The 25,745-nt window shown below is 64.9% G+C and carries 24 protein-coding genes; 8 read left to right on the top strand and 16 right to left on the bottom strand.

Going from position 1 to position 25,745, the window contains the following annotated elements; genetic code table 11:
* Positions 1 to 11: 11 nt before the first annotated feature.
* The 3 genes from larB to FXY94_RS04630 are packed head-to-tail and all read right to left on the bottom strand — an operon-like array spanning position 12 to position 2,928.
* Complete coding sequence (larB, locus tag FXY94_RS04640) at positions 12 to 731, bottom strand: nickel pincer cofactor biosynthesis protein LarB (RefSeq protein WP_016663861.1); 720 nt, start codon at positions 729 to 731, stop codon at positions 12 to 14.
* A complete protein-coding gene (gene larE, locus FXY94_RS04635; RefSeq protein ID WP_016663860.1) occupies positions 728 to 1,597 on the bottom strand; it encodes an ATP-dependent sacrificial sulfur transferase LarE in 870 nt (289 codons plus the stop codon). The genes larB and larE overlap by 4 nt, the downstream gene beginning before the upstream one ends.
* Positions 1,594 to 2,928 (bottom strand): lactate racemase domain-containing protein, encoded by a 1,335-nt coding sequence (locus FXY94_RS04630; protein WP_016663859.1) that lies wholly within the window; start codon positions 2,926 to 2,928, stop codon positions 1,594 to 1,596. Before FXY94_RS04630 ends, larE begins: the two co-directional genes overlap by 4 nt.
* 26 nt (positions 2,929 to 2,954) lie before the next feature.
* Between FXY94_RS04630 and larC the strand changes: the two genes are divergently transcribed.
* Positions 2,955 to 3,896, top strand: a complete 942-nt coding sequence (gene larC / locus FXY94_RS11105; protein WP_016663858.1) for a nickel pincer cofactor biosynthesis protein LarC — start codon at positions 2,955 to 2,957, stop codon at positions 3,894 to 3,896.
* The gene (gene larC2, locus FXY94_RS10925; RefSeq protein ID WP_016663857.1) at positions 3,889 to 4,347 is read left to right on the top strand and encodes a nickel pincer cofactor biosynthesis protein LarC2; all 459 of its coding nucleotides are present in this window, start codon (positions 3,889 to 3,891) and stop codon (positions 4,345 to 4,347) included. The genes larC and larC2 overlap by 8 nt, the downstream gene beginning before the upstream one ends.
* Here larC2 and msrA read toward each other — a convergent pair.
* The 6 genes from msrA to FXY94_RS04595 all read right to left on the bottom strand — a co-directional run bounded on the left by msrA (position 4,344) and on the right by FXY94_RS04595 (position 9,443).
* The gene (msrA, locus tag FXY94_RS04615; protein WP_016663856.1) at positions 4,344 to 5,024 is read right to left on the bottom strand and encodes a peptide-methionine (S)-S-oxide reductase MsrA; all 681 of its coding nucleotides are present in this window, start codon (positions 5,022 to 5,024) and stop codon (positions 4,344 to 4,346) included. The two genes, larC2 and msrA, sit on opposite strands and share 4 nt — an antisense overlap.
* Positions 5,025 to 5,080: 56 nt before the next feature.
* Complete coding sequence (locus FXY94_RS04610; protein WP_040386456.1) at positions 5,081 to 6,667, bottom strand: aspartate:alanine exchanger family transporter; 1,587 nt, start codon at positions 6,665 to 6,667, stop codon at positions 5,081 to 5,083.
* Positions 6,668 to 6,784: 117 nt separating this feature from the next.
* Positions 6,785 to 6,937, bottom strand: coding sequence for a hypothetical protein (locus FXY94_RS10795; protein WP_016663854.1), 153 nt, complete (start codon positions 6,935 to 6,937; stop codon positions 6,785 to 6,787).
* Positions 6,934 to 7,128 carry a TlpA family protein disulfide reductase gene (locus FXY94_RS04605; protein ID WP_016663853.1) on the bottom strand — a complete coding sequence of 65 codons (195 nt, stop codon included), beginning with the start codon at positions 7,126 to 7,128 and terminating at the stop codon, positions 6,934 to 6,936. The genes FXY94_RS10795 and FXY94_RS04605 overlap by 4 nt, the downstream gene beginning before the upstream one ends.
* A gap of 183 nt (positions 7,129 to 7,311) precedes the next feature.
* Complete coding sequence (locus FXY94_RS04600) at positions 7,312 to 8,793, bottom strand: multicopper oxidase family protein (protein ID WP_016663852.1); 1,482 nt, start codon at positions 8,791 to 8,793, stop codon at positions 7,312 to 7,314.
* Between the two features lie 71 nt (positions 8,794 to 8,864).
* A complete protein-coding gene (locus tag FXY94_RS04595; RefSeq protein ID WP_016663851.1) occupies positions 8,865 to 9,443 on the bottom strand; it encodes a CueP family metal-binding protein in 579 nt (192 codons plus the stop codon).
* 403 nt (positions 9,444 to 9,846) lie between these two features.
* Here FXY94_RS04595 and FXY94_RS04590 point away from each other — a divergent pair, with 403 nt between their 5' ends.
* The 5 genes from FXY94_RS04590 (at position 9,847) to FXY94_RS04565 (ending at position 16,843) form a co-directional block, all read left to right on the top strand.
* Positions 9,847 to 10,569 (top strand): response regulator transcription factor, encoded by a 723-nt coding sequence (locus FXY94_RS04590; RefSeq protein WP_016663850.1) that lies wholly within the window; start codon positions 9,847 to 9,849, stop codon positions 10,567 to 10,569.
* Positions 10,566 to 11,693, top strand: a complete 1,128-nt coding sequence (locus FXY94_RS04585) for a sensor histidine kinase (protein ID WP_016663849.1) — start codon at positions 10,566 to 10,568, stop codon at positions 11,691 to 11,693. The genes FXY94_RS04590 and FXY94_RS04585 overlap by 4 nt, the downstream gene beginning before the upstream one ends.
* Before the next feature lie 117 nt (positions 11,694 to 11,810).
* Positions 11,811 to 12,020 carry a hypothetical protein gene (locus FXY94_RS04580; RefSeq protein ID WP_016663848.1) on the top strand — a complete coding sequence of 70 codons (210 nt, stop codon included), beginning with the start codon at positions 11,811 to 11,813 and terminating at the stop codon, positions 12,018 to 12,020.
* 50 nt (positions 12,021 to 12,070) lie between these two features.
* Complete coding sequence (locus tag FXY94_RS04575) at positions 12,071 to 14,308, top strand: heavy metal translocating P-type ATPase (RefSeq protein ID WP_016663847.1); 2,238 nt, start codon at positions 12,071 to 12,073, stop codon at positions 14,306 to 14,308.
* 774 nt (positions 14,309 to 15,082) lie between these two features.
* Positions 15,083 to 16,843, top strand: coding sequence for a DUF2079 domain-containing protein (locus FXY94_RS04565; protein ID WP_172620170.1), 1,761 nt, complete (start codon positions 15,083 to 15,085; stop codon positions 16,841 to 16,843).
* A 20-nt stretch (positions 16,844 to 16,863) separates the two neighbouring features.
* On the opposite strand, the gene FXY94_RS04560 is transcribed toward FXY94_RS04565, so the two are convergent.
* From FXY94_RS04560 to thiM, 6 genes are read right to left on the bottom strand one after another with little or no spacing between them, the layout of a single operon-like run.
* On the bottom strand, positions 16,864 to 18,201 hold the full coding sequence (locus FXY94_RS04560; protein ID WP_016663845.1) for an alpha/beta fold hydrolase: 1,338 nt from the start codon (positions 18,199 to 18,201) through the stop codon (positions 16,864 to 16,866).
* A gap of 9 nt (positions 18,202 to 18,210) precedes the next feature.
* Positions 18,211 to 20,280, bottom strand: a complete 2,070-nt coding sequence (locus FXY94_RS04555) for a prolyl oligopeptidase family serine peptidase (RefSeq protein WP_016663844.1) — start codon at positions 20,278 to 20,280, stop codon at positions 18,211 to 18,213.
* A 58-nt stretch (positions 20,281 to 20,338) separates the two neighbouring features.
* Positions 20,339 to 21,037, bottom strand: coding sequence for a TenA family protein (locus FXY94_RS04550; RefSeq protein WP_016663843.1), 699 nt, complete (start codon positions 21,035 to 21,037; stop codon positions 20,339 to 20,341).
* A 2-nt stretch (positions 21,038 to 21,039) separates the two neighbouring features.
* Positions 21,040 to 21,882: a bifunctional hydroxymethylpyrimidine kinase/phosphomethylpyrimidine kinase gene (gene thiD, locus FXY94_RS04545; protein WP_016663842.1), complete on the bottom strand. Its 843-nt coding sequence runs from the start codon at positions 21,880 to 21,882 to the stop codon at positions 21,040 to 21,042.
* Positions 21,883 to 21,931: 49 nt separating this feature from the next.
* Positions 21,932 to 22,627 carry a thiamine phosphate synthase gene (thiE, locus tag FXY94_RS04540; protein WP_016663841.1) on the bottom strand — a complete coding sequence of 232 codons (696 nt, stop codon included), beginning with the start codon at positions 22,625 to 22,627 and terminating at the stop codon, positions 21,932 to 21,934.
* Positions 22,624 to 23,502, bottom strand: a complete 879-nt coding sequence (gene thiM, locus FXY94_RS04535; RefSeq protein WP_051120622.1) for a hydroxyethylthiazole kinase — start codon at positions 23,500 to 23,502, stop codon at positions 22,624 to 22,626. The genes thiE and thiM overlap by 4 nt, the downstream gene beginning before the upstream one ends.
* A 204-nt stretch (positions 23,503 to 23,706) precedes the next feature.
* On the opposite strand from thiM, the gene FXY94_RS04530 reads away from it, so the two are divergent.
* Complete coding sequence (locus tag FXY94_RS04530; protein WP_016663839.1) at positions 23,707 to 24,702, top strand: hypothetical protein; 996 nt, start codon at positions 23,707 to 23,709, stop codon at positions 24,700 to 24,702.
* Between the two features lie 79 nt (positions 24,703 to 24,781).
* On the opposite strand, the gene FXY94_RS04525 is transcribed toward FXY94_RS04530, so the two are convergent.
* Positions 24,782 to 25,705 (bottom strand): Bax inhibitor-1/YccA family protein, encoded by a 924-nt coding sequence (locus tag FXY94_RS04525; protein WP_016663838.1) that lies wholly within the window; start codon positions 25,703 to 25,705, stop codon positions 24,782 to 24,784.
* Between the last annotated feature and the right edge of the window lie 40 nt (positions 25,706 to 25,745).

Here is a 25,745-nt window from a genome sequence, read left to right as displayed (position 1 = left end):
GCGCGCACTCACTACTCGGTATCGCGGGGCGCCCACCGTGCAATTTGCGCGGCGAGGTGCCCCGCGCCGTATCCGTTGTCGATGTTGACGACCCCGATGCCGGGCGCACACGCTGAAAGCATCGTGAGGGCTGCGCTGATGCCTCCTGCGGCAACGCCGTAGCCCACGGACGTGGGCAGCGCGACGACGGGGCACGCGACCTGGCCGGCGATCACGGTGGGAAGTGCTCCGTCCATGCCCGCAACGGCGATGATGCACGCCGATTCACGCAGCTCAGGCAAGCGTTCAAGGAGCCGGTGTAGGCCCGCGATCCCAATATCGGGAATGAGCCGCGTGGGCCGGCCCAGGTAGCGTGCGGTCAGCTCCGCCTCGCGCGCGACGGGGAGGTCACTCGTGCCGGCGCATGCGATGGTCACGAGCCCGCCGGTGGGGGTCGGTTCCGACGCCGGCCACGCCCCTATCGACGCTTCTTCGTCAAAGAAGAAGCCCGGCAATTCTTCGCCGAGTTCGGCGGCTTTATCGGTGTCGAGGCGGGTGAACAGGGTGGCAAGCGTGGGCGCCGTACCCGTGTCGCGTGCACGCTGCCGGATCGCGCGGGCAATGCGCACGAGCTGATCGGTGCTTTTCGCGTCGCACAGAATCGCCTCGGGTGCGCCGCGCCGGCTAGCGCGGTCAAAATCGAGGTTAGCGATGCTGGCGAGGGAGGCGTCGGCCCCCTTGTGCGCGCTCATAGCGTTCCCTTCGCGTTCATGATGCTGAGGGTAAACGCGCCCGACTGGAGACCGTCGAGGTCGAGACTCACGTAGGCGAATCCTGCTGCTTTACCGGCGGCGACCAGGGCGGCCCGCACCTCCGGTTCCACGGCGCGGGCGAGCTCGTTTCGCGGCAATTCGAGGCGGGCGACGCGGCCGTGGTGGCGCGCGCGGCAATCGCTGAAGCCGAGGTCGAAAACGGCATCCTCGAGGTCCTCGACCTGGCGGAGTTTTGCGGGTGTGACCTCCTCGCCGTGCGGGATACGCGAGGCGAGGCACGGCGCGGCTGGTTTCTCAGCAACGGGGACGCCGAGGGCACGCGCAATTTCTCGCACGTCGCTTTTGGTGAGGCCGGCGCTCGCGAGGGGCCTGAGCACCGCATGGTTCGTTGCGGCGCTGGCGCCTGGACGGTCGGGCCGTTTAGCGTCGTCGGCGTTTTCGCCGTAGGCCACGGCGTCGAGGCGAAGCTCATCAAGGAGCTCGCTATCGATCCGCGTGAACAGTTCGTCCTTGCAGAAGAAGCACCGGTCCACGCCGTTCGCCACGTACTCGGGGCGCTCTCCCTCGTGCGTCTCTATCTCGTGAACGCGCACGCCGATCGTTTTTGCGACCTCGTGCGCGATCCGGCGCTCGCGCCGCGCAAGCGAGGGCGAGACGCCGAGGAGTGCCACGACTCGATCGGGCCCGAGGGCGCGCAGTGCGAGCGCGGCGAGGGTCGCGGAGTCGACTCCCCCGGAATAGGCGATACCGACGCGCTCATGCTGGGCGAGCTCGCCCATGGCAGCGTCGGCCCGCGCGGCGAGGTCTCCGGTCAGCTGAGGCACGCTTGTGAGCGGTGTGCTCACAGCGGCTGCCGTTCGCTCGCGAGGCGGTGCAGAACTTCACCCGCGTGGTCCACGACGAGGGTGTCGGGATCATTACGCAGCGCCTCAAGGTCGAGAGAGGCGGGATCCACGTACTCAACGTTGTATTCCGCGCACACGTCGGGAGAAATCTGCGTGGCAAACGCGCGGCGCACGCGGTTCTTCTCCTCGCCGGTCTCGGGGTCGTACGTGCCAAGGCCCGTGACGTGCGTCGAGTGGGCGAGTTCGCCCCACGGGTGGTTCTTGAAGCGGTCCCACTGCTTCGTGAAGTACTCGATGTTGTGGTAGCCGATGTCGCGAAGGCCCGGATGCATGGCGGCAACCTCGGTGATGTGCGGGGCGTAGATGATGACCTGGCCACCGTCGGCACACACCGGCTCGAGCTTGTAGAAGCCCTTCGCGCCCGTCCAGATGTCCTCGTACATCTCCGGCATGATCGCGACGATCCGCTTGTAGGGCGCCTCAACGTAGCGGATGTGCGTGTGAGCCGAAATCTGCGCGCACGCGGCCCAGGCGCTCTCGGGGCTGCCGAAGCTCATCGCGTGGAGGTCACTGCTCGCCGAGCGCACGACCATCGCGAGGCAGTATTTGGTCGTCTCGATGCGTGCACTTGCCGCGTCGATGAGCTCTCGCACGGGCGTGATGCCAAGCGCACCGATGATGCGGCTCGCCGTGATGAGCGCCCCCACCCAGTGCGAGATGTCGATGACGTCGTGCACGGAGCAGCCGGGGAAGAAGTACTTATTGCCGCCAGAGAATCCCACGACTTCGTGGGGGAACACGGGGCCGACGATAAGGTTGACGTCCGCTTCGACGACGTGGCGATTGATGTTCACGCGCATGGGAACATCCGTGAGAAGCCCGCCCGTGAGCTCGGCGATCGTGTCGGCACCGATCTCACCGAGGTCGGCGATCTCCTCGTCGTTGTCCCATTCGTGGTTGCGGATCTCGAACGCGGGGTACGCGTCTTTAAGCTTTCCAGGCTCGGCGCCGAGCATCCGCTCGATGCTCTCTTCGCTCATCGCGGCGTGCGTGCCGAGCGCAATGAGCACCGTGATGTGCGAAGCGCGGTTCGTGAGCGCGTTGTGAACGGCGGGCATCACGCGAGGAAGCGGCACGGAGCGGGTGCCGTCGGGAATGATCACGCACACGCGCTTGCCATCGAGATCGGCTGTCGCGAGTTGCTCGGCGACAAATCTCGAAATCTGCTCGTCGGTGAGCGTCTCGTCGGGGCCGCCGATGCGAGCGGCGGCGCTCACCAAAGATGCGGGAATGGGCTTCACGTGATCAACTCGTTCGCTCATATTGCCCATTATCGCGCGGATTACAATCGGTTGCCATGGGACATAGCGACGACCTCCACATTGATTCCCCCTCCGGCTCGATCGCATGGATCGACGCAACCGCAGGCATCGCGGGCGACATGCTGCTTGGAGCCCTCATCGATGCGGGAGCGGACCTCGAGCGCGTCCAATCCGTGCTCGATGCCCTCATCCCCGGCTCCGTAAAGCTCACGAAACGAACCGTTGACCGCTGCGGGCAGCGAAGCCTCAAAGTAGACGTCGAACTGCTCGTCGAAAACCCGCCGCACCGCACGTGGACCTCGATCCGCGACATGCTCGAGAGTGCACGAGGGGCAGTCCACGAACGCACGATCGACCTCGGTCTGCGCGTCTTTGGCATGCTCGCCAAAGCGGAGGGCCGCGCTCACGGCATCGATCCCGAGGATGTCCACTTCCACGAGGTCGGCGCACTCGATTCGATCGCCGACGTCATCGGCGCATGCGAGGCGTGGCGCCAACTCGGGATCGGTGAGGCAACGGGCAGCACGATCGCCGTCGGCTCGGGCCGCATCCGCGCCGCTCACGGTGATATTCCGGTGCCGGTTCCCGCAACGGCTTACCTCGCCGAGGGGTGGCCGACGGTCGCCGGCGACCTTTTGCCTCCCCGCCCGCACGGTCACGACCACGGCCATGCCCACTCGCACCCTCATGCGCACGATCACGAGCACGGTCACCAGCACGATCACGAACACCCGCTGCCCGAGCACGCCGCGGGCGGCCCACACGCGGCGGCCGCGCCCCCGTCAGGCGTCGCCCCAGGCATCGGCGAACTCGCAACCCCCACGGGCGTTGCCCTCATGCGCGGCCTCGCGACGAGCTACGGCCCCATGCCGGGCATGGTGACGCGCGCCGTCGGCATCGGCGCCGGCACAAAAGACACGCCGGGACGCCCCAACGTCGTGCGCATCTTTCTCGGGGAAAGCTATCCGCATGCGTGACGCCCACGAGACGCCCACGCGAGTCATCCAGCTCGAAGCCAACGTCGACGACGCCGATCCCCGCCTGTGGCCCGGCATCATCGACTCGATGCTCGAGGCCGGCGCGCTCGACTGCTGGCTCACGCCCATCATCATGAAGCACGGCCGCCCCGCCGTGACCGTTCACGCGCTCGCCCGCGAGGGTGAGGAGATTCGCCTCGCCGACCTCCTCCTCGACCTCACCGGCTCACTCGGCGTGCGGTACGCCCCGCTCGACCGGCGCATTCGTACGCGCAGGTTTGAGAAAGTCGAGATTGAGGGCGTGGAGGTGGCCGTCAAGGTGTCGGTGCGGTCCGACGGTTCCGTGGCCACCGTCGGACCTGAATTTCGTGATGTGCAGACCCTCGCCCGCCAACTTGGCGTCACCGAGCGTGAAGCGTTGCGGCGCGCCCGGGAGGCCATCGACTCTTAAACGGCGCCCTCGAGGGAACACGCGACGCCGTTAAAGCCGTGATTGCAGTAGCCGGCTGGGTTTTTCGCGAGGTACTGCTGGTGCTCGGGCTCGGCGTAGTAGTAGGTGCCGGCACCCGCCTCGCTCAGCGGCGCTACCACGGTGGAGATGGTGCCGCGATCGGCGGCGGTGAGTGCTTCCTGGTACGCATCGAGGGAGGAGCGAACGATGCGCTCTTGCGCCGGATCAGTCCAGAAGATTGCGCTTCGGTACTGCGTTCCGATGTCGTTGCCCTGGCGGTTTTCGGTCGTCGGGTCGTGCTGCTGCCAGAACTCGGTGAGCACACGCAGGAGCGCATGCTCATCCTCGTAGATCACCTTCACGGCTTCGGCGTGACCGGTCTTTGCCGAACACACCTCTTCGTAGGTGGGGTGGGGCGTGTATCCACCGGCATACACGGCCGCGGTCGTCCACACGCCCGGGATCTGCCACATGATGCGTTCGATACCCCAGAAGCAGCCACCGGCGAGGAGCAGTTCGCCAGATCCTTCCGGCGCCCCCTCACCAAGCATGTCGGTGCCGAGTACGAGGTGGTCACGCGAGAGCGGAAAGGGGTAGTCATCGCGACCTGCGAGCGCGTCCTCGGGTTTCACCATGATCTTTTTGTGCGCGTTCATGATCTCGAGAAATGGAATCATGGGATGAACCTACGCGCCGGGGCTGGAGGGGTCGTGTGCGAAGGCGCAAAAATGCCCTAGAGGAGCACGATCACTTGAGCAAACAGAATTTTGGCGATCATCCCGGCGGCGAACATTGCCGAATAGCCAGGGTCGGTTCGCTCGTCGTTCACGAACGATTTCACGTGATTGAGCAACACCGGTTGGCCCACGTAACCTGCGACGGCACCCGCGGTTCGGGCCGCGCTGAGACCGAGTGCTGCCCCCACTCCCCACAGGGCGAGCAGTGCAATGCCGAGGGTCAGCAAGGTCGCGATCCCCACGAAGACACCCGTCACGGAGAACGCAGTCCCGGCGAAGGCATGGCCGCTTTTGAGTCCGACGGATGCCAGGAACATAAAGAGACCAAATTGCCTAATGGTGAGGTTTGCACTCGTGGGTAGAGTCCACACGATCGGGCCTGTGCGACCCATATATCCGAGAACGAGCCCTACGACAAGTGGGCCCGCCGCACTCCCAAGCGCAAGCTTTGCCCCGCCGATAGAGAGCGACACGAAGCCCACGATGATGCCGAGGGCAACTCCAAGCCCGAGGCTCAAGAAATCAACCTCGGTGATGCGAGTTTCGGAGTCACCGAAAAACTCCGTAAGTTCCTTGCGTCGATCGTGCGGCATGACGACGCGCACCCGGTCGCCGAGCTGAAGGGTCATCTCGGCGTGGGCGAGCATATCCGTATCGCCGCGGCGCACGCGAGTGATGATCGAGTCGAAACGCGTGGGCACGTGAAGATCGGCAACCGTGCGACCAGCGAGCTGCGGGTTCGAGACGATGAACCGGCGGAAGTTGACCTTCGTACGGTCGTTCGCGAGGTGGGTATCGCTTTCGCGCCCGAGGAGCGTTGCGGCCTCGTGGACTGCGGCGGGTACGCCGACCATGAGGACCCGGTCCCCCGCGTGCAGAGATTCCGAAGGGTGAGCAACGCGAATCTCGTCGCCGCGCTGCAGGTAAGAAATCCGAAGGTCGCCGCCGGCCTTGCCCGGCAATGAGGCAATTCCGGGGATCTTGCTGATCTTCATCGTGCGCTCGACCTCGACGGTGATGTCGAGAAGGTCCGTCGCGGACACTGACGACGGATCGTTTTTCCCGCTCATTTTCGAGCGCGTGATCGGCGGAATGATGAGCATGCCGAGAACGACGGCTAGCGGATACGCGATCGCGAAGCCCACCGCGGGAGCGGTCTCCCCCGGCACGATCGCACTCGCGCTACTGAGCGCCGGCGTCGCCGCTCCGGAACCGGCGAACATACCGGCTGCCATCGGACCGCCAAAACCGAAAAGGTAACCCGCCGCAATCGACAGTGCCGCTTGGACCCCGAGGAGCAGCACCCCACCCACGAGCAGTGACCCTTGTGCCCTGAGCTGCCTGAAGAACGATGCGCCTGAGGCGATACCGATCGTGTACACGAAGAGCGCCAAGCCGAGCGACTCCACGAGGTCGAGGTCGCTACCGAGACGCGGGTCGAGGGCACCGATCGCGAGCCCGACAAACAGTGCGCCGGCCGGCCCAAATTTAAGGGGGCCGAAAGGGATTGCACCGACCAGGGTGCCGAGTGCCATCGTCACGATGAGGGTCAGCAGCGGGGAGCTCACGAGCAGGTCGATCATATTTCCCACAATAGGCACTGGTGGCCGTGTGCGCCCGCTCTTGCCCTTCTCCCCCACCCTCAAGGTGTAGACAACCACGTTATCCAGCCTGATTCGGTGGTGTCTTTGCGGTTTTCTTCACCTTCGGTTGCGCACATGCGTGCACGTGCACGGTCCGACGGTTGCCTGGGTAGCGTCGGAGCCGGATGCGCTCATGACGCGCCAGGAGGTGGCCGCGGCGTCGGCGAACTGCTGGCCGATCGCCAACTGCGCCATCACATCAACGATCATGATGCTGGTGCCTCCTCGGCCAGCGGCAGCGCGACATCAAGGATGTCATCGGCGGTGACCTCCCTCAGGAACACCGCGGCCGGGCGGTGGCTTCGGTCCAGGACAATGGTGGTCGGGATGACCGAGGTCGACACCCCACCCAGGGCCGCAGCAATACGAAACGGCGGATCGTAGATCGAGGGATAGGTCACCGCGATGGCGGCTCTGCGGGGTGTGCTCGGTATGGTTTAGATCTCCTTATTCCGGGGCGGTGGGGAAGAAGACGGTGTTCTGGTCGTCCCGGAAGACCACAACACCGAGGAAAGTCATCGTGCTACCAGGCGGGTGGTCTGTAGCGACTCTGCCCACCTCGGCTTTCAACCCTGCTGTGGGGATTACTCGTAGCGAAGCGAGCTGAACATCCCGGTTTCCATGTGATAGGCGTTATGGCAGTGAAATGCCCACTCACCGGAGTTGTCAGCGACCAGGTCGGCGATCATGGTTTCACCGTGGCGAAGAAGGACGGTGTCCTTCCGTAGCCCGCCGCTGCCGGGCAGCGCCCACGTGTGGCCGTGGATGTGCATGGGATGGGGCATCATGGTCCTGTTGCGCATGACCATCCGCAGGCGCTGGCCCCCCTGCACGGTCGCGGAGGAGGATTGGCCGTCGGTGAGAATGCTCCATTCATACGGCATCATCTGCCCGCCCAGGTCGATACTGACTTCTCGGTCTGGTGTGCCCTCGGGCAGGAGTGCACGGTCTGCTGGCTTCAGGGAGGACAGAAGCAGTCCGGTGGACGACAACTCGGGGAAGTCGACATCCGGGCGGGGGGCCTGGCCGCCGGCGGTGCGGATGACGGCGAAGGCGCGGTCGTCCTTACCCACCGCCAAAGCCGTGAGCGGGAAGATGCCGTCGCCGAGGATGACCTCGACGTCGACACGCTCGCCCATCGACAGGTAGATCGATTCGGTCTCCCAGGGCTGGACAGGGAAGCCGTCGGTGTGGGTGACGGTCATGCGGTGACCACCGAGGGCCACCTTGAAGATGGTGTCACCGCCGGAGTTGATAAACCGCAGGCGGGCCTTGTCGCCCGGGCGAGCCTCGAAGGTCCGGTGAGCACGGGGGATACGTCCGTTGATGAGGTAGTGCGGATACATCACATCGCCGACATCCCCGCCCAGTACCCGGTCCGGGGTACCGTGCATCATCTGGCCGTGACCTCCCATTCCCATCCTCCCGTTATGGTCGCCCGAACCCATTCCGGTGAGCTTGTCGAGTTCATCGTCGGGAGTGCCCTGAATGCCATCGACCCAGTCATCGAGCACGATGGTCCACTCGACGTCCTGGTCCTCAGCGTCTTGCGGGTCACGGATGATCAGTGGGGCGTGGAGGCCGCGATCAAGCTGCAGGCCGGTGTGGGAATGGTAGAAGTAGGTGCCACCATGAGGGACTTCAAAAACATAGGAGAAAGACTCGCCAGGTTCAATGGGGTCCTGGGTCATGCCGGGCACACCGTCGGCTGCGTTGTGGAGCGCGATGCCATGCCAGTGGATGGAGGTGCTCTCAGGCAGTTCATTGGTGATATCGACCTGGAGGACGTCGCCGGTGGTGGCCTCAATGGCCGCATCCCCAGTGTCAGAGACGTATCCCCACGTCTTGGCTTCGATGCCGCCGATATCCAGGGAGAGGGGCCGGGCGGTCAGTGTCCGGCGCACCGTCGGCTCACCGAGCGCAGTGGGGGTGGGAGTGGGGCGAAGGGAGGGACCTGGTGCCGAGGCGGCGGGTCCAGGGTCGCTGGTGCAGGCGGTCACGGTCCCAGTGCCGGCGAGGACGAGCCCGCCGAGCAGAACCTGTCGTCGGGAAAACGCGTTCGTCATAATTTAACCGTCCTTGGTACAAGATTTCAGTGACATCGGAGACAAGCGCAGGTGAGGACCCTGCTGAGCCATCACGTCAGGCGCAGGTCTGTGACACAGGTGGCACCGTCGTCGGTGGTGGAAAACTCCGCGGTGCCGGTACGCCCCTGGTAGCTGACCTCAATCAGGCCGGTGACATCATCGGGAAGCCAGAAGCCAATAAACCCGTTGTCGAAGGTGGTTGTCGTCTCGTCCACCAGCACCTCACCGGTCGCCTCATCGGTGATCGTGACCTGGATATCCTCATTGGCGAGTTCCCCCTGGCAGGTCGTGAGGCTGTGGTAGAAGCAGTCGTGGGTGGAGGTGAGATAGGGTGCGATCGAGACATACGTCTGATTGTCGGGAAGATCGACCACGACCTCCTGGTCATCGCTCGAGAGCAGCAGTTCATCGGCACGCACCGAGGCGATCAGATCCGTGGGACGCTCATTGACCTTCTGCCGGTCGAGGTGATCAATGATCTCCACCGCGTCCATGTCGGCCAGGCCATGGGTAGTCAGGAATGTATCCTGGGACACCGTCTCGCTGGCGGTGGGTTCCGGGTCGGCGGCCGAACACCCCGCGAGGACGAGGGCAAGGGCGACGGTTGCGATCGCTGCTCGTTTTTTCACGTCAATCTCCTTGGATCGTGGTAAGACCGTGAGAAGACACCGCATCAAGGCCGATGCCATACCTTTATCTTGCACGGATGCCTGACGAACTAGAAATCAAAAACCCTGTTCACAGCCTTATAACAGGGCGAAAAGGGGGTGAATTCGGTGGGCTGGGTCACCACCGAGACACCACCCCACAGCCGTGGGCGATGTCCTTCTACCCACCCCGGGTATGCGATGCAGGCAGTGAAATCCCTGGTGGCGCCTGCTGAACCGACCAGGGGAGGCGATGCCGCCGGCCCGGGGTGGGGCACAGGGGTGACGGCGGTCGAAGGGTGATGTTTGAAGATTCGATGAAGATTCCCCGCCGGGCACTGAGCGAGGGTGGCATTCCCTCCTGGCCGGAGCGATGCTGGGGTCTATGGCTGACCGCACACCGACCACCGCCACGCCCCCGAGGCGGGTGCTGGTCGTCGATGATGAACAACCCCTGGCTCAGATGGTGGCCTCCTACCTCATCCGGGCCGGTTTCGATACCCGCCAGGCGCACACCGGCACCCAGGCGGTGGACGAGGCCCGTCGCTTTTCCCCCGATGTTGTGGTGCTGGATCTGGGGCTGCCCGAACTCGACGGTCTGGAGGTGTGTCGACGGATCCGCACCTTCTCGGACTGCTACATCCTCATGCTCACCGCGCGTGGCAGCGAGGACGACAAGATCAGCGGTTTGACCCTGGGGGCGGATGACTACATCACCAAACCTTTTAGTATCCGGGAACTGGTGACCCGGGTGCATGCGGTGCTGCGCCGCCCGCGCACCAGCACCACCCCACCGCAGGTGACCACCCCCTTGATCGTTGGTGACCTCTTCCTTGACCCCGTCGCCCATCGGGTGCAGGTGGGGGAGACGACCGTGGAGCTCACCCGCACGGAGTTCGAGCTGCTGGTTGCCCTGGCCCTGCGCCCCGGCCAGGTGCTGACCCGCCGCGACCTGGTCACCGAGGTCTGGGACACCACGTGGGTCGGTGATGAACGCATCGTCGATGTCCATATCGGCAACTTGCGTCGCAAGCTCGGCACCGACACCCGGGGCCGGGGGTTTATCGACACCGTGCGTGGCGTGGGCTACCGGGTGGGGCAGCCATGAATCACGGACCCGGCCTGACCTTCCGCTTCCTGGCCGCCCAGGTGTTGGTCATGGTGATTGGCCTGCTGGTGGCCGCGGTCGTGGCCACGATGGTGGGCCCGCCCCTGTTCCATGATCATATGTTGATGACCGGCCCGGAGGACCCCTCGCTGGAGCTGTTCCATGCCGAGCAGGCCTACCGGGACGCCAACTTGATCACCCTGGCCGTCGCCCTGCCCACCGCCTTTATCAGCGCCCTGCTGGCTAGCCAGTGGTTATCGCGTCGCCTGCGCACCTCCCTGCAGGATCTCACCCGCGCCGCTACCAGCCTGACGGCCGGCAACTCCCGTATCCGCGTGCCCGCCGGAGAAGCAGGCCCCGAGGTCACCACCCTGGCGCATGCCTTCAACACCATGGCCGACCGGCTGGAACACACCGAACAGGTCCGCCGCCAGATGCTCTCTGATCTGGCCCACGAAATGGGCACCCCCTTATCGGTGCTCACGGTCTACCTCGATGGTCTCCAGGACGGGGTCGTGGACTGGAATAATGCCACCCACACGATCATGGCTGACCAACTCACCCGCCTGACCCGGTTGATGGAAGACATCGACGATGTCTCCCGGGCCCAGGAACACCGGATCGATTTGGACCTGGCGGAGGAAGGGCTCGGGGATCTGCTCCATACCGCCGCTGCTGCCGCGGGGGAAGCTTACGCTGACAAAGGTGTCGATTTACAGGTCGAGACCATTACGGACACCGCCCGGGTGCTCGTGGACCGGCAACGCTTCGGCCAGGTGATGAGCAATCTACTGTCGAATGCGCTACGGCACACCCCGGCCGGCGGGCAGGTCCGGATCAGCGTCCACCGACAGGGGGCGTCCACCGCACTCATCCAGGTCGCCGATGACGGCGAGGGCATCCCACCTGACCAGCTCGGACACATCTTCGAACGCTTCTACCGGGGGGATGCCGCCCGTAGCCGGGACGACGGCGGGGCCGGCATCGGTCTGACTATCTCCAAGGCATTGATCGAGGCCCACGGCGGCACTCTCACCGCCACCTCCCCCGGACCCGGTCGCGGAGCGGTGTTTGCCCTCCGCCTCCCGCTGTCCCCTCCCGACAGTGAGGAGGCTGCGCGGTGACCACACCCTGTCCCGCGTGAGGGCCGTTCCCTCCCCCCCCCCTTGAAAATATACCCCGGGGGGGTATACGCTCGAGAGCAGTATCGCCGCATCCCACCGACCCGTAGGAGCGTTCCCATGATCACCTCCCCGCCCCGCTTCTTGCCGATGGCCTCCCACGGCTGCAGCTGTTGCGGACCTGCCTCACGTGCCGACACCGCCTCCATCTCTGCCGCCAGCGACTCGTCAGCAGGGGGGTCCTCCCCTAGCTACCAGGTCACCGGTGTCGTACCTCCGGAGATGGTTCGCCGGGCCATCGAGGAGGCCGGCTACACCGTCTTATCCTGATCAGTTTTACCCATCATCTCGACCCGACCGGGTTGAGCGGAAGGAACGTCATGAGCACTCCCCACCATTCCAGCGATCACCATGGTGATCACCCCGCTCCGGAAGCAGACCACACCTACCACCCGGATCATGCCAGCCACGAACACCACGCAAATGCCGACACCCACGACCAGGCGATGCCCCACGATCACCCGCACTCCGCCCTGGACGAAGACCACCACGTTCATGGTCACGGCGAACACGCCGGACACAGCACCGCAATGTTTCGGGACCGCTTCTGGTGGTCGCTGCTTCTGTCCATTCCCGTCGTTATTTTCAGCCCCATGGTCGCCCGCCTGCTCGGCTACCACCTCCCGGCATTCCCCGGATCCACCTGGATCACCCCGGTGCTGGGCACGATTATCTTCATCTACGGCGGAACGCCTTTCCTCAAGGGCGGATGGAAAGAACTGAAATCCCGCCAACCCGGGATGATGCTCCTGATCGCCATGGCCATCACCGTGGCGTTTGTCGCCTCCTGGGGCACCACTCTCGGGCTGGGCGGTTTTGACCTGGACTTCTGGTGGGAGCTGGCCCTGCTGGTGACCATCATGCTGCTGGGCCACTGGCTGGAGATGCGCGCTCTCGGGGCCGCGTCCTCCGCACTTGACGCGCTGGCTGCCCTGCTGCCGGATGAGGCCGAGAAAGTCATCGACGGGACCACCCGCACCGTGGCCATCTCCGAGCTGGTCGTCGACGACGTCGTGCTGGTGAGGGCCGGTGCCCGGGTGCCGGCCGACGGAACCATCCTCGACGGAGCCGCCGAATTCGATGAGGCGATGATCACCGGCGATTCCCGTCCCGTCTTCCGCGACACCGGTGACAAGGTGGTCGCCGGTACCGTGGCCACCGACAACACCGTCCGCATCCGGGTGGAGGCTACCGGCGGGGACACCGCCCTGGCCGGGATCCAACGCATGGTTGCCGACGCCCAGGAGTCCTCCTCCCGGGCCCAGGCCCTGGCGGATCGGGCGGCGGCGTTGTTGTTCTGGTTCGCGCTAATCTCCGCTCTAATCACCGCGGTGGTGTGGACCATCATCGGCAGCCCGGACGATGCCGTGGTGCGCACGGTCACGGTGCTGGTCATCGCCTGCCCGCACGCCCTGGGCCTGGCGATTCCGCTGGTCATTGCGATCTCCAGCGAGCGGGCCGCGAAATCCGGGGTGCTCATCAAGGACCGGATGGCGCTCGAGCGGATGCGCACCATCGACGTGGTGCTCTTCGACAAAACCGGCACCCTGACCGAGGGTGCGCACGCGGTCACCGGTGTCGCGGCAGCTGTCGGCGTCACCGAGGGTGAGCTGCTGGCCCTGGCCGCCGCCGCGGAGGCCGACAGCGAGCACCCCGTGGCCCGCGCGATCGTGACGGCCGCGGCCGCTCATCCCGAGGCCTCCTCCCGTCGGCACATCCGTGCAACGGGTTTCAGCGCCGCCTCCGGCCGGGGGGTCCGGGCCACTGTCGATGGCGCTGAGATCCTCGTGGGCGGGCCGAACATGCTGCGCGAGTTCAACCTCACCACCCCGGCCGAGCTCACCGACACCACCAGCGCCTGGACCGGGCGTGGGGCCGGTGTGCTCCATATTGTTCGCGACGGTCAGATCATCGGTGCGGTGGCCGTCGAGGACAAGATCCGCCCCGAATCCCGCGCCGCCGTGAAAGCCCTGCAGGACCGCGGGGTGAAGGTCGCGATGATCACCGGCGACGCCGAGCAGGTGGCCCACGCTGTCGGTCAGGACTTAGGCATTGATGAGGTCTTCGCCGAGGTCCTGCCCCAGGACAAAGACGCCAAGGTCACGCAGCTGCAGGACCGGGGTTTGAGCGTGGCCATGGTCGGTGACGGTGTCAATGACGCCCCCGCTCTGACCCGCGCGGAGGTCGGTATCGCCATCGGTGCCGGCACGGATGTGGCCATGGAATCTGCCGGGGTGGTCCTCGCTAGTGATGATCCGCGGGCAGTGCTGTCGATGATTGAGCTGTCCCGGGCCAGCTACCGCAAGATGATCCAGAACCTGATCTGGGCCTCTGGCTACAACATCCTCGCCGTGCCGCTGGCCGCCGGAGTGCTCGCCTCGATCGGGTTCGTGCTGTCCCCGGCCGTGGGCGCGATCTTGATGTCTGCCTCGACCATCGTGGTGGCCCTGAACGCCCAGCTGTTGCGCCGCATTGATCTGGATCCGGCTCACCTGGCTCCGACCGAGTCGAAGGAGGAACACACCACGCCTACTCCGGCATCCACCGCCGTCCACTGATCCACCGCTTCTCTCCACTGCCCTCATATGACCCTGAAAGGCTCCACCATGAAGCGCCCCCCTTGTTCTTTCCGCTCTCGCCGCGGCCTTCACCCTGGCGCTGGCCGCCTGCGCTGAGGTCACCGAATCAGGCAACACCGACGCCACCACCTCGGCCACCAGCACTGCGACGACTACCGCTGAGACGACCGAGACCACCACGGCGACGACTGAGGCGGACGGGGAGATCTCCGCCGATCACAACGACGCGGACCTCATGTTTGCCCAGGAGGTTATTCACGCCCAGGGACCGGAGATTGACCGGATGAACGCCATGCTCACTGACCTATGACAGGCCCCCGTCTTTTTCTGATCCCGAGGACAGGAATCTGAAAAAGAGGGATAACCGTAACGATTGCCATCTGCTGCGGGCGATGGGTCGTTGTCACCGCAGCGGGTGCACCGGGGTGGATGTTTCTTCTCCCTCTGGTCGCACCACTGAGGAAAGGGGAAAACTCCTGTGTCCAGACCCTTGGAGGACTACGCACTATTGTCCGATACTCACACAGCCGCCCTGGTCTGCCGGCAGGGCAGCTTTGATTGGGGGTTGCGGGGCTGTCCCCCACCTTAGAGCGAAAATCGCCGCTTGAACTAGCGCAAGAAGCGGGGCAAGGGGGGCGGAAAAGAAACGAGGGCGCTCCCAACGCTAAGAACCGACCACCACGAGCCGGGTCTAGTTGCATGCGCATCGTAAAAACGGTCCCGTCGAAGCGCATGCCTGGCACAATGGGGCGCGTGACAACTTCGCACCCTGAGCATACAGACGCAAACTCGAGCGCGAACAGCACCACGACAGGCACCACACGCCGACGCGCACGCGCAGCCATCGTCAGCTCATGCACGAGCGAGAACGAGTCTTCTAGTGCAAGTGCAGGCGCACGCGAAGGCAGCATTCCCAGCGCAGCACCCGAACACGGTGGCCGCGACAGCCACCCGCGGTCTCGCACCGACTCCTTCCTCGACGCGGTCCTGGACCCCATGCGCCTCGCCCCGCTCGGCCTGGCGCTCGCTGCGACCACGCTCTACGGGTGGCTCTCGATGCTCCAGTGGGACTCGTACTTCTTCCCGAGCTGGGATCTGGGTATCTTCGCCGAAGCCGTCAAGGAGTATGCGCACGTCAATGCCCCGATCGTGCCGATCAAAGGCGACAACTTCAACCTACTCGGCGACCACTTCCACCCCGTTCTCGCGCTCCTCGCGCCGCTGTGGTGGCTGTGGCCGTCACCAGCCGTGCTGCTGTGGGCGCAGGCCGCGCTGTTTGGGGCGAGCGTGTACCCACTCACGCGCGTCGCAATGGCGAAACTCGGTCCGCGGCTCGGCATGCTTGCCGGCGCCGGCTACGCGTTCTCCTTCGGGCTTCAAGGTAGCCAGAACGTGCAGTTTCACGAGTATGCGTTCGCCGTTCTCTTCGTGGCATTCGGTCTCGCCGCCTTCCTCGAGAACCGATCGAAGGCAGCGCTCCTGTGGATCGGCGCGCTTGTGTTCGTCAAGGAAGATCTGGGTCTCACCGTGATGATGCTCGGCTTCGCGATGGCGTGGATGTGGCGTACTCCGGGGCTCGAAGCGGGAAGCCCCTCGCAGAGGCTCCGCGCGACGGTTGCGAGGCTAACGTCGGAAAAGAAACCCCGCTACGCGCTGCTGCTTGCCGCGTGGGGCCTCGTGTGGTTTGTCCTCGCCACCTGGGTGATTTTGCCGGCGCTGAGCCCCGCGAGCGCGTACGTGTACACAGAGAATTTTGCGCCGCTCACGCAGGCCTTCACGCCGCTCGTGAAGTGGCAAACGGTGCTCATGTTCGTGGCGTTCATGGGCGTCGTGGGGGTCACGAGTCCACTTGCGCTCGGTCTTCTTCCGACGCTTGCCTGGCGGTTCCTCGGCTCCGTCGAGCACTATTGGACCTGGCAGTGGCACTACAACTCGTTCCTCATGCCGATCGCGTTCGCGGCGCTCCTTGCGACCCTCCCGCACGTGCGGGGAGCTGCGCTCACGCATCTGGCTGAGCTGCGCGAACGCCCGCTAGCGCCGCAAAAAGCACAGCTGTGGACGAAACGCCTCGGCGTTGCCCTCTCGATCCTGTCGACCGCGTATCTCGCAACCTCGCTTCCCCTCACGTGGATCGCAACCGGGGCGCTCAACCCGAATTCGGAGTTCGCCAATGCCGCTCGAGAGGGGCAGGCGCATGTGCCCAAGGGCGTGACGATCGCGAGCGACATTCGCTTGATGGCCCCGCTCGTGGCGACAAACGATGTGCAGTGGATGCATGGCGAGACGAAGCGAGCACCGGAATGCGTCGCGGGCGTGTACGGGGCGCGCGAGCAGGAGCAGTTCCCCGGCGGTTGGGCCGCGTGGGCAAATGCGAAGTGGCCTGCGAATGCAAACGCAAAACCTGAACACCTCAACGGCGCGCGCGTCATCACGAGCGCGCGCGAGCCGTACGAACTCGTGTTTGCGAACTCTTACGTGCAGGTCGCGTGCCAGGGCGGCCCTAGAAGCGAGTGAGTCCTAGCGGCGAGTGAGTCCTAGCGGCGAGTGAGCCCTCGAGGTCCGCGGGCATCGGCGGAGGCGAGTGGCCCCGCGGCGAGCGAGCGAACCGACCAGAGTTTGAGCGGCGAATACTGCTCGGCGAGAAGCGCCGTGCGGATGCCGCGGCCGTAGGCCTCGTTACGCACGCTGCGATTGAGCGAACTGATGTCGCGATCGAGGAGGGCATCAATCGCACCCGCGGCGGCCCAGCGCATCGCGACGACAGAAAGCTCGATGTGCGAGTCGATGAGGGCGTGGCCGACGTTGTGTGCGGAGATGAATCGCAGCCTCGGATTCGACGGATCGGATCCGACGTGGGCGCCGGGGATTTCGTCGGCTGCGAGGCGCGAGCGCCACAGTGGCACGATCACATCACGCGCCCCGCCCACAACGAGCGTGGGAGTCGTGATTGAGCGCCTCGCCGTTTCAAGGTCAAAGCTCTCCCCCGTGAACGGCGGGAACTGTGCGGCGCGACGCGCGTATACGGTGAGCGGGTCGAGCGGCTTGCCGTCGCTGGCCTCGGCAAATCCGAGTTCGGTCGCGGAAATCCGGCCAGCTAGGTCGTTTTCATATACGTAGGGCGTGGTGTTGAACCACTCGCGGCCGGTAATGATCTGGTGAATCGATGCCCACGCGAGCTGACCGCGCCCCTGCACGAGAAGATCCACGAGATCGCGTACTGAGTTCACGCCGCCATACTCGTGGACGGCGGCGAGCACAACGCCGGTCTCATCGACGGGGACGACGCGCTGCTCGACGAGCATCCGCACGGCGCGGGCGATCGATTCGGTCGCGTCGAACGTTCCCCGCCAATACAGGTCACGCATGAGTTCGCGAAGGGCGCGCCCGTCGCGCACGCCCGTGAAGGGCGAATCGAGAACCATCGAGAACACGCGCTCCGGGTGGCGCAGGGCGAACCGTTGCGCAATGTAGGCACCGTACCCGGTTCCGTACAGCACCACGCGCGGCACTTGCGCGTGGTCGAGCACGGCACGCACATCGTCGAGCACGTTCTCCACACTCATCACGCCAACGGGAAGGTCATTGCCCTGCGCATCCGCGCGGCTCATGCCCACGCCGCGATGCTCCATCATGATGACGTCGAGTCCCTTTTTGACCATGTCGCGCCGCAGAATCTCGTACGGGAACACGCTCGCCACGCCCGGCCCGTCGGGAAGGACCATGATCGTGGGAAGCTCAGACTGATAGCCGGCCCGCACATACCTGAGCGGGAATAGGCGCCCTTCGGAGTTCTCGAACTCCCGGTAGACGGTCATCACGTCATTGCGGGAGGCGAGAAGCTCGTTCGCAGCGGGGCGGTCGTAGAGGTCCATACGCTCGGTTTATTTCTTTCCGACGGTTGCCCACAAGAAGGCGTGGACCAGTGCGTTCATGCGTGCCGCTTGCGCGTTGGACGCGGCGCCGCCGTGCCCGCCTTCGATGTTTTCCCAATACTTGACGGGAGCGCCGAGCTCCTCGAGCGCTGCCGTGAATTTGCGGGCGTGGCCGGGGTGTACGCGGTCGTCGCGGGTCGAGGTGAGCACGAAGGTGGGCGGGTACTCCACGTCATCGCGCAGCAGGTGGTACGGGCTGAAGGTCTTTATGAAGTCCCAGTCATCGGTGTCGGGGTCGCCGTATTCGGCCATCCAGCTCGCTCCCGCGAGAAGGTGCGAGTAGCGCTTCATGTCGAGAAGCGGCACCTGGATGACGACCGCACCGAAAAGCTCGGGGTACTGCGTGAGCATGTTGCCGGTGAGCAGGCCGCCGTTGGAGCCGCCGCGAACGGCGAGGTGCTTCGCGTCGGTCACACCACGATCGATGAGGTCGCGCGCCACGCTCGAGAAGTCTTCGTAGACCCTGTGGCGGTTTTCTTTGAGTCCAGCTTGGTGCCATGCGGGCCCGTATTCGCCGCCACCTCGAATGTTCGCGAGCACGTACACGCCGCCGCGTTCGATCCATGCCTTGCCTGTCGCGCCGAGGTAGACCGGGGTGAGGGAGATTTCGAAACCCCCGTAGCCATACAGCAGGGTGGGGCGGGGTCCGACGGTGGCCTCAGCCTTCGCGATCTCGAAGTACGGGAGGCGCGTGCCATCTGCACTGTCAACGAAGTGCTGGGTAACGGTGACGTCGCTCGCGTCGAAGCGTTCGGGCGTCGTTTTGATCGTCTCGATTTCGCCCGCACCGCTGCCCTCGCGGATCCCGTCAAGGCTCGCGAGGCAGAGGGTTGCGGGCACGTGGAAGTCGTTGCGGGTGATCCACACGTCGTTGTTCTCGTCGGAATCGACGGCGGCCACGTAGAGCGAGCCCGTGAGTTCGGGGTAGAGATCCTCGCGCTCCCAGCTGCCATCGCCGTTTTGATAGTGGGCGACCAAGCGATGCTTGACGTCGTCGAGGACGGTCACGACCAGGTAGTCCCTCGTGATCGTAAGACCGTCGAGCGAAGTCGTGGGGGTGGGGTCGAACAGGACGTCAAAGTCGCGGTTTCCCGCCATGAAGGCGTCGAAGTCGCACGCGAGCAGGCTGCCGGCGGCGTACGTGTGGCCTCCCGTCACCCATTCGTTGCGCGGCCTCAGGATCGCGAGGTCGCGGTGGAAGCTCACGTCGATGTCGCTTGGGACGTCAACTTTGAGAAGCTGAAACTCGTCGCCTTCGCGAGCCACGGCATACGTGGTCGAGGTGTAGAAGGTGTGCATGACCGTGACCCAGTCACGCTCGAAGCCGGGGGTCTGGTCGTGGCTTGGGTAGACGAGCATGTCCTGCGCATCGCCCTCGAAAACAAGGGTGGCGTCGGAAAGAGCCGTGCCGCGTTTCCACACGCGCGCCTGGAGCGGGTGCCCAGAATTGCTTCGCGTCCCCTCGCCGAAGTCGGTGCCGACCCACACGGTGTCTTCGTCGATCCACGAGACGAAGCCGCGCGCTTCGGGCCGCATGAAGCCGCCCTCGCTTTCCGGCACGAAGCTGCGGGTTTCGAGGTCCCATTCGCGCGTGACGTCGGCATCGCTTCCCCCGTGCGAGAGGCTCACGAGGAAGCGGCGATAGGGCGCGCCTTCGGCGGGACGCAGCGCGTGGGCGCCGTGCCACACCCAGTCCTCGCCTTCGGCGACGTTGAGGGCGTCGACATCGATGAGGGTTTCCCACTCGGGGTTCTCGGTGCGGTAGGAGTCGAGGGTCGTGCGGCGCCACACACCGCGCTCATGCTCGGCGTCGGTCCAGAAGTTGTAGAGGAAGTCGCCCCGCTTAGTGACGCCGGGAATCCGATCACTCGCGTCGAGGATCTCGAGGATTTCCGCTTCGAGTTCAGCGGTGAGCGGATCGGCGTCGAGATCCTTTTCAGTGCGGGCGTTGCGCTCGCGCACCCAGGCAAGCTGTTCGTCACCGGTGATGTCCTCGAGCCACAGATGCGGATCGCTCATGGTGTCTCCTCTTTCCCACTGCGGTGATGTGTTCTGGAGCAAGCCTAGCCGCGCCAGCTCAAATAAGGATGCGCGCCTCAGGTTCGTCCATGGGTTGAGTCCAAAACAGTTCCTCGAAGCGAGTGGCCTGCCGGAACGCTTCGATCGCGCGTTCGCGTTCGGCTTCTCCCGCAGCATCGCACGCTTCTTCGACGAGCTGCACTGCCTCTCGAGAAATCCGTGTAAACGTTTCGTCGGCGTACGCCTCGACCCACGTGCCGTAGGGGTGCCCCTCGAGCGCGCCCTTGCTTGCGTCAAGAACGGCAACTCCCGATTCGGCATAGATCCAGTAGCACGGGAGCACGGCGGCGGCGGCAACCGCGTACGTGTCGTAGGTGGCGCTCGCGAGCAGGAAGTTGCTGTAGGCCGCGGTGTGCAGGCTCATCCCCAGCCCTTCGACGCGGTGGGCGGCGAGGATGTCGTTCGTGAAGAGCTCTTCCTGCATCGCCTTTTCTTCGGCGATGGCGCCGACGGCTGACTTCGCCCAGAAGCGAAGCTCATCTGCCCCTGGCGCCTGGCGAGCGATAGCGGTCATCGTCTTTTGGTACGCGACGAGGTACTGGGCATCCTGCTGGATGTAGAACGTAAATTTTTCCGGATCGAGCGTGCCGGCGCCGAGTTCGGCGAGGAACGGCAGGGCGTCGATGCGCGCACGGATGTCTGTGGTTTCCTCCCACATCCGGGCGGTGTGAGCGCCTGCGGGTTCGATGAGCGCCATGGTTAAACTCCCTGAACGGTAATGAGATGGTTGGTGGGGCCGTGGCCGCTCTCGGGCATCTTCGAGAGCTCCCATTCCTTCGCGTGAAGAATCGCGCTTTGGAGGAACTCGCGTGCACTTGCCACGACGCCGATGTCGGTCGCGTCGGCACCGCCCGCCACACGCGCGTACTGCGCGGCGATGGCCGACGAAAGGGTGCAGCCGGTGCCGTGCGTATTGCGCGTATTGATCATCTCGCCCGTGAGAACGTCCACGACGTTGCCGAGCTGCACGAACACGTCGACGAGCGCGGATCCGCGAAGATGACCGCCCTTGACGAGAACTGACTTCGGGCCGCGATTGATGAGTTTGAGGCCCTGCTCTTTCATTTCTTCTTCGTCGGTCGCCGGGTCTTCGCCGAGCAAGAGCGCGGCCTCGGGGATGTTGGGCGTGAGAACGTCGGCGAGCGGGAGGAGGCGATCACGGAGAATCTCCATGGCGTCCTCCTCCATCAGCATGTCGCCCGAGGTCGCCACCATCACGGGGTCCAGCACGATCTTGCCGAAATCGCTGCGGCGCTCCTCGATGACATCCGCGATGACCTCGGCAACTTCGGCGTTAGGAATCATGCCGATCTTCGTGGCATCGACGTAAACGTCGTTAAGCAAAGTCGTGAGTTGCTCGCGTACGAAGGAGGCGGGGGGCGTAAACACGGCGTCCACGCCCTGCGTGTTCTGGGCGGTGAGCGACGTGAGAACGGCGCAGCCGTATGTGCCGAGCGCCGTAAACGTTTTAAGGTCTGCCTGGATGCCGGCGCCGCCGCTCGGGTCGCTTCCGGCGATCGTCAGTGCAATGGGTGGGCGCATGGTGTTGTCCTCCTTGAAAACAGCTCGCGTATGAATCGGGCTGAAGAATTTAGAGCGGCTGGTTCATCACGAACTCGCGGCGCAAAAACGTCGCGGAGGTCGCGGGGTCCTCGGATCCGGCGAGCGCCGAAACCACGCAGATACCGTCACAGCCCGTGGCTGCGACCTCGCTCGCGTTGCGAATCGAAATACCTCCGATCGCGACCGCCACGATACCGGCCTCGTGTGCACGCGCGGTGAGAGAAGTGAGCTGCTCAAGCCCCACGGCGGGGTCGGTATCGGTCTTCGTCGCGGTGTTCCAGATCGGGCCGATGCCTACGACGTCGGCGCACCCCTCGACAATCACCGCCTCCAGTTGCTCGGCGTTCGAGACGCTCACGCCGATGATCGCCTCGGCGCCGATCAGTTCACGCACCTGGGCGGCGGGCATGTCGCCCTGGCCAACGTGAACGTCGAGACCAAGCTCTCGAGCGGCCTCCACTCGGTCATTGACGATGACCGTAATCTCCCGACCGTGCTGCTCCCCCACCTCACGGGCCACGTCGCGCACCTGGCGCGCGAGCTCGACAAAGGCGTCGTCATCGAGGTCCTTGTCGCGCACCTGGATTACGTGGGCGCCGCCCTCGATCGCTTCGGCAACCTGGGCGGGTACCTTATTGGCGCCGCCCGCCATCGCCGAATCGGTCACGAAGTAGAGCGCCCAATCGGCTTTCGCCGCGCGCTCGCGCGAAGCGGAGGTGTTCACGCCGACGCCTCGCTTACGGTGACGCGCGAGGCGACATCGGCGCCGCTCAGCTCATCGAGCGCATCGATCCACGCAACCGCGAACGAACCGGGATGCTCGGCGCGCTCACCAGCGAGCTGGCCAGCGGCACCGAAGTGCGCGTGGGCCGTGAGCACCGCGAGGGCCTTCGCATCGATGGGGGCGCAGGTGGCGTCGGAAAAACGAGATTCGAGCACGGGCGCGATGCTCACATAACCGGCCATCGTGGCGCCGAGCGCGCAGCCCGTACCGATCACGCGCGGCATGAGGTCGTGGCCGGACTCGAGCCAGAGCGCGCGGATGTCGCCTTCGCGGTCCCACACGATGAGGTCGCGCTTGCCGGAGACGGCAACGACCGCGCCCGTGCGCTCGGCGAGGGATGCGGCGGCAGGCAGGGCGTCGTCCACCGAATCGGTTGCATCCACGCCACGACCACCCCCGCCGAGGCCCGCGAGCGCGGAAATCTCCGACGCATTGCCGCGGATCGCCGTGGGCGCGAGTTCAAGCAGGCGGTGCGCGAGCGACGTGCGGACCTCGAGCGCACCGATCGCCACGGGATCGAGGACCCACGGCACGCCCGCCTTCACAGCCGCCTCTGCCGCGAGCGGCATCGACTCAACCTGGTGCGGCGCGACCGTGCCGGTGTTAATCAGCACGCCGCTCGCAATCTGGGCGAACGTGGCAGCCTCACCCGGGTGATCGACCATCGCGGGAGCCTGGCCCGTGGCGAGCAACACGTTCGCGGTGACGTTTTGAACGACCGTGTTCGTCAAGCAATGCACGAGCGGTGCGGCCTCGCGCATGGCGTTTACGGTTTTGTCGATGCCGGCGGCGTATGACTGTGTCACGAGTGACATCCCTTCGCAGGTAGGTTTCCAGAGCAGGTTCGACGGGTTTGATCTCAGCCCCTCAGGACCCGCAATCGGGCCCCGGGACACCCCGAGTCACGTCGTACAACCCTATCGCTACCTGGGTCGACACCTTCTGAAAGCCGCCGCAGCCAAGGAGTGTGAGAATAAGAGCGGCGACATGAGACGTTGGCGAAAGGGAAAGGGACGCGCGTGAGCACACCCGATCAGAGCGACCCGGGCCAAGAGAGCCCGCACGAGCCTCGCCTACCCGACTTCTCGACGGGCTCGGCTGGCACGGGCGGCGGAAGGTCCGACGGCTCCGGGGCAAGCGGTGCTTCCGGGTGGGCAGACGATCCTAGCGGGGCCCTCAACGCCCAGGTAGGCGACAGCAGTGAGGAAAGCAGCTCACGCAAAGTGGTCATCGGCATCGTCATTGGCGGTATCGCGCTCATTGCCGCCCTGGGCCTTTTCGTCTCGCAAGTCGCAATGCGAAGCATCGAGAAAGAACCCATCGCCAAAGAAGGCTCGACCGTCGGCGTCAACACTCAGGGCGACCCCAACAACAAGGAAGAGCAGCCCACGCCAGCCGCCCCGAACGAGCCGCCACCCGAAATCTTCACACAGGCCCCCACAACACAGTGCCTCATGTCCTCGAAGCCGACGGTATCGCGCACCCAGAGCGGGAACACAATCAAGGGCGGCGGCCTCGAATACACGGTTCCCAAGAACTGGGACTCGGAGTGGTACCAGAACGAAAACGTGCCGTACCTCTACGACACGGGCGCCTATTCGAAGCAAGTCGAGTCGTTTTGGTACAGCGTCGTCACCGTGGGCCGCATCGAGTGGCAAGACGATGTCGAGGGCCCCTACCCCGGCACCGAGCAGATGGCCATCGCCATGTTCCAGTGCTACGCCACGCACTTCAACGTTGTCGAGCAATTCGGCGACAACCCGAAGATCACGAACTACACGAGCAAATCGACGACCGTCGACGGAAAGCCCGCGTGGATCGTCCAGGCAACCTACGGTTTCGACCCGAAGTCGAAGGGGATACGGCTGCGCACCACAAACGCCTCGATCGTCACCGCGATCGTCGTCGAGACTCCCAAGGGGCCAAGCGCACTCGTCTCCGACGTTGCCGCCGACCACCCCGAACACGTGAAGGGCCTCGAAGAGGCTATCGCCACCCTCAAGGTCACCGAGTAAGCGTCGGACCCGCAACTCCCCGAAAATGACGCCGGCCCGAGCCCCTCACGGGGCCCGGGCCGTTTCTTGCTGTGCGTGGTTAGTTGTCGCGCAAGATCGCGAGGATGCGGAGGATCTCCGTGTACATCCACACCACGGTCACGGCGAGGCCAAGGGCCGCCGTCCAGGCATAGGCCTTGGGGGCGCCGCTATCGACACCGTTGCGGATCACCTCGAGATCCATCACGAGGCTGTAGCTCGCGAGCGCCACGGCCACCAAGCCGATCACGACGCCGAGCATGCCCGTGCGGAGGTTAGTCACGCCGAGGAGGACGAGCACGAGGTTCACGAGCGTGAACACGAAGTAGGCACCGAAGGCGATGAGGAACATCTTCGTGAGCTTCGGGCTCGTACGCAGCTTCCCCATGCGGAAAAGAACGGTGATCGAGCCGGCGACGGCGAGAGTGCCAATCACGGCCTGGAGCACGATGCCCGGGTAGACCGTCTCGAAGAACAGGCTGATGCCACCGAGGAGCAGGCCCTCAAACACGGCGTAGGCGAGGGTGACCCACATGCTCGGCGTCTTCTTGAACGCGTTCACGAGAACGGTCACGAAGCTTCCGATAGCGCCAACGATCGCGGCGATCGACGCGAAAGCGAAGCCGATCTGGCGGCCTTCCTCCGTTCCCATCACGAGCGCCGTGACAGTCGGGAGCATCATGATCACGAACGCGACGGCGATGATCACGCCGAAGGTCGCCGTGATCGCATTCATGGTGTTGCGCCACGTCATGCGGCCCGTGTCAAAGCCGGTTGCGGCCGGGCGGTTGTACATGGCTTCAAGATCGGCCGGGCTGTAGCCGCCCTGCTGGGATTGGGGAGCCTGGTAGCCCGGCGCCTGCTGCTGAGGCTGGCCCCACTGCTGCTGGGTGCCCGGGGCCTGGTTGTACTCCGGTGCGGGAGCATAGCCGCCGGAATTACGGAAAGCGGGGCTGTTGTTCAAGATTGCGTTGTTTCGCGCCACAGGGTGTCCTTTTCTCGAGGGCATCGCTACGTGCCCACAG

The sequence above is a fragment of the Dermabacter jinjuensis genome, assembly GCF_902381725.1.
GTDB lineage: Bacteria > Actinomycetota > Actinomycetes > Actinomycetales > Dermabacteraceae > Dermabacter > Dermabacter hominis.
Note: the sequence above shows the minus strand (reverse complement) of the source record. Positions and strands in the feature narration are given on the sequence as shown.

Bases quoted from the DNA above. Each gene is read 5' to 3' on its own strand.
- larB (WP_016663861.1), bottom strand. From the start codon at position 731: ATGAGCGCGCACAAGGGGGCCGACGCCTCCCTCGCCAGCATCGCTAAC.
- FXY94_RS04630 (WP_016663859.1), bottom strand. From the start codon at position 2,928: ATGGGCAATATGAGCGAACGAGTTGATCACGTGAAGCCCATTCCCGCA.
- larC (WP_016663858.1), top strand. From the start codon at position 2,955: ATGGGACATAGCGACGACCTCCACATTGATTCCCCCTCCGGCTCGATC.
- larC2 (WP_016663857.1), top strand. From the start codon at position 3,889: ATGCGTGACGCCCACGAGACGCCCACGCGAGTCATCCAGCTCGAAGCC.
- msrA (WP_016663856.1), bottom strand. From the start codon at position 5,024: ATGATTCCATTTCTCGAGATCATGAACGCGCACAAAAAGATCATGGTG.
- FXY94_RS04610 (WP_040386456.1), bottom strand. From the start codon at position 6,667: ATGATCGACCTGCTCGTGAGCTCCCCGCTGCTGACCCTCATCGTGACG.
- FXY94_RS10795 (WP_016663854.1), bottom strand. From the start codon at position 6,937: ATGATCGTTGATGTGATGGCGCAGTTGGCGATCGGCCAGCAGTTCGCC.
- FXY94_RS04600 (WP_016663852.1), bottom strand. From the start codon at position 8,793: ATGACGAACGCGTTTTCCCGACGACAGGTTCTGCTCGGCGGGCTCGTC.
- FXY94_RS04590 (WP_016663850.1), top strand. From the start codon at position 9,847: ATGGCTGACCGCACACCGACCACCGCCACGCCCCCGAGGCGGGTGCTG.
- FXY94_RS04585 (WP_016663849.1), top strand. From the start codon at position 10,566: ATGAATCACGGACCCGGCCTGACCTTCCGCTTCCTGGCCGCCCAGGTG.
- FXY94_RS04580 (WP_016663848.1), top strand. From the start codon at position 11,811: ATGATCACCTCCCCGCCCCGCTTCTTGCCGATGGCCTCCCACGGCTGC.
- FXY94_RS04575 (WP_016663847.1), top strand. From the start codon at position 12,071: ATGAGCACTCCCCACCATTCCAGCGATCACCATGGTGATCACCCCGCT.
- FXY94_RS04560 (WP_016663845.1), bottom strand. From the start codon at position 18,201: ATGGACCTCTACGACCGCCCCGCTGCGAACGAGCTTCTCGCCTCCCGC.
- FXY94_RS04555 (WP_016663844.1), bottom strand. From the start codon at position 20,280: ATGAGCGATCCGCATCTGTGGCTCGAGGACATCACCGGTGACGAACAG.
- FXY94_RS04550 (WP_016663843.1), bottom strand. From the start codon at position 21,037: ATGGCGCTCATCGAACCCGCAGGCGCTCACACCGCCCGGATGTGGGAG.
- thiD (WP_016663842.1), bottom strand. From the start codon at position 21,882: ATGCGCCCACCCATTGCACTGACGATCGCCGGAAGCGACCCGAGCGGC.
- thiM (WP_051120622.1), bottom strand. From the start codon at position 23,502: ATGTCACTCGTGACACAGTCATACGCCGCCGGCATCGACAAAACCGTA.